This window comes from Microbacterium sp. HMWF026, from assembly GCF_003061325.1.
Classification (GTDB): domain Bacteria; phylum Actinomycetota; class Actinomycetes; order Actinomycetales; family Microbacteriaceae; genus Microbacterium; species Microbacterium testaceum_E.
In genome coordinates this window covers 1-2,435 of record NZ_QAJB01000382.1, presented here as the reverse complement: position 1 = coordinate 2,435, position 2,435 = coordinate 1, and the positions used below count along the sequence as shown (strand labels likewise).

3 protein-coding genes are annotated in these 2,435 nt (G+C 72.8%); 2 read left to right on the top strand and 1 reads right to left on the bottom strand.

What is annotated here, in order from left to right:
* Nucleotides 1-651: glycoside hydrolase family 76 protein (locus tag DBR36_RS14240; RefSeq protein WP_308810965.1), on the top strand; the 651-nt coding region annotated here is incomplete at its 5' end.
* On the opposite strand, the gene DBR36_RS14235 is transcribed toward DBR36_RS14240, so the two are convergent.
* On the bottom strand, nt 641-2,101 hold the full coding sequence (locus DBR36_RS14235) for a GuaB1 family IMP dehydrogenase-related protein (protein WP_108320428.1): 1,461 nt from the start codon (nt 2,099-2,101) through the stop codon (nt 641-643). The two genes, DBR36_RS14240 and DBR36_RS14235, sit on opposite strands and share 11 nt — an antisense overlap.
* A 137-nt stretch (nt 2,102-2,238) precedes the next feature.
* Here DBR36_RS14235 and DBR36_RS14230 point away from each other — a divergent pair.
* Nucleotides 2,239-2,435: hypothetical protein (locus DBR36_RS14230; RefSeq protein ID WP_146185375.1), on the top strand; the 197-nt coding region annotated here is incomplete at its 3' end.

The window sequence follows — 2,435 nt, the reverse complement described above, 5'->3', positions numbered from 1 at the left end:
GTCCTACCCTGGAGCGTCGGCAGCGACCTCTACAACGCCCCGGCGAACGCGCCGGGAGCCGCCGTACTCGCCCTCACCGGTCACCGCGCCGAGGCCGTCGCCCTCGCCGGGTGGATGGCATCCACCCTCGACGACGAGGCGACCGGGCTCGTGCGCGACGGCGTCGAGCACGGGGTGGTCCGATCCGAGCTGTGGACCTACAACCAGGGCGCGACGATCGGTCTCGAGCTGCTCCTGGGCGAAGCGGCACTCGGGGATGAGGCCGACCCGGCGTGGCGGCACGTGCGCCGCGCGCGCGATCTGATCCTCGCGGTCGAGGACTGGTGCGCCGCCGACGACGGCCTGTTCCCCGCCGCGGGCGGGGGCGATGGCGGCCTGTTCGCCGGCATCCTGGCCCGCTATCTCGCCGAGGCCGCCGCGGAGTTCGCCGACTCGGACGACCCCGGGAGCGAGAGGGCCGCGACCGCCGCGCGTCGGCTCGTCCGCCGCAACGCCGACGCCCTGTGGGACGCGCGCCGGGACGGGCTGTTCCCGGCCGACCCGCGGCGCTCGGCCGCGGCCGCCGGAGACGACCTCGACCTCTCGGTCCAGCTCGGCGCGTGGATCACCCTCGAGGCCGCGGCGAGCCTGGAACGCGGTCTCACCAGCTGACGGGCAGGGCCTTCCCCTCTTCGTAACCCGCGGCCGACTGCAGGCCCACGCGCGCCCGCTCGTGGAACTGCGCCACCGTCGCGGCACCGGCGTAGGTGAACGACGAGCGCACGCCCGAGGTGATCATGTCGAGCAGGTCCTCGAGGCCCGGACGCTGCGGGTCGAGGTAGATCTTCGACGACGAGATGCCCTCGGCGAAAAGTTCTTTGCGCGCCCGCTCGAAGGGGTCGAGACGCCCGAACCGGCCCTGGACCGCCTTGGTCGAGGCCATGCCCCATGACTCCTTGTACAGCAGCCCCCGCTCGTCGCTGCGCAGCCGCCCAGGAGACTCGATCGTGCCGGCGAACCAGGATCCGATCATCACGGATGCCGCGCCCGCGGCCAGCGCCAGAGCGACGTCGCGCGGGTAGCGCACGCCCCCGTCGGCCCAGACGTGGGCGCCCGCGGCGCGCGCCGCCTCGGCCGTCTCGAGGACCGCGGAGAACTGCGGGCGGCCCACCGCCGTCATCATGCGGGTCGTGCACATCGCGCCCGGACCCACGCCGACCTTGAGGATCGTCGCCCCCGCGTCGGTGAGGTCGCGGACCCCGTCGGCCGTGACGACGTTGCCCGCGGCGATCGGGATGCCCAGATCCAGCGCTGCGACCTCGCGCAGTGCCCGCAGCATCTGAGCCTGGTGACCGTGCGCGGTGTCGACGACCAGCACGTCGACGCCCGCGGCGGCGAGCGCCTTCGCCTTGCCCGCCACGTCGCCGTTCACACCGACGGCGGCGGCCACGATGAGACGGCCGTCCGCGTCGACGGCGGGGCGGTAGACCGAGTCGCGCAGGGCGCTGCGTCCCGAGAGGGTCCCGACGACGCGGTCGCCGTCGACGACGGGGACGATGTCGACGCCCGCCTCCTCGATCAGCGCGAACACCTCGCGCGGGTCTCCGACCTTCCCCACCTCGACCGCGGGGGCGTCCTTGCGGGCGATGTCGCCCAGGGTGGCGTCGGGCAGAGCGGTGGCCAGACGCGGCGCGGGCACGATGCCGCGGAAGTCCGAGAGTGCGATCGCGCCGTCGTCGCGGACGTCCGCGACCACGATGCCGCGTCCCGGGACCGGCGGCAGGATGAGACGCGCGTCGGCGACGGTCGCCGTCGGCGGCAGCACGAGCGGGGCGTCCCACGCCACCGGCTGCGACTTGACGCGCTCGACGGCCTCGAGCAGCTGCGGCAGCGCCAGGTCCTGCGGCAGGACGCCCAGACCGCCGCGACGCGCCAGGGTCGCCGCGAGGCGCGTGCCGGTGACCGAGTTCATATTGGCGGACACCAGAGGGAGGGTCGCCCCGCTGCCGTCGGCGGGGGCCAGGTCGACGTCGAGGCGGCTGCGCACCTCGGAATGACGGGGGACGAGGAACACGTCCGAGTAGGTCAGGTCGACGTCGGGTTGCGCACCGGAGAACTCCATGGCATCCACCTCACCACATCAGAGGAATGTAAAGACCAGATAGCCGTCCGAGAACCTCGGCTAGGCTGGAAGATGCGCGTGACGGGGACGTCGGCGCATCCACAGGAATCTTCATCGAGGAAAGCAGGCGATCGACTGTGTCGAGCCAGGTGACGGGCGTCGGTACTTCGAGCGAGGGCGAGTTCGGCGCGAACGAGTGGCTCGTAGACGAACTCTACGAACAGTTCAAAGTCGACAAGCACTCCGTAGACAAGGCCTGGTGGCCGATCCTGGAGGCGTACCACCCGGTCGTCGACGGATCCTCCGCCGCCGCTCCCCCGCCCCCGGCTCCGGC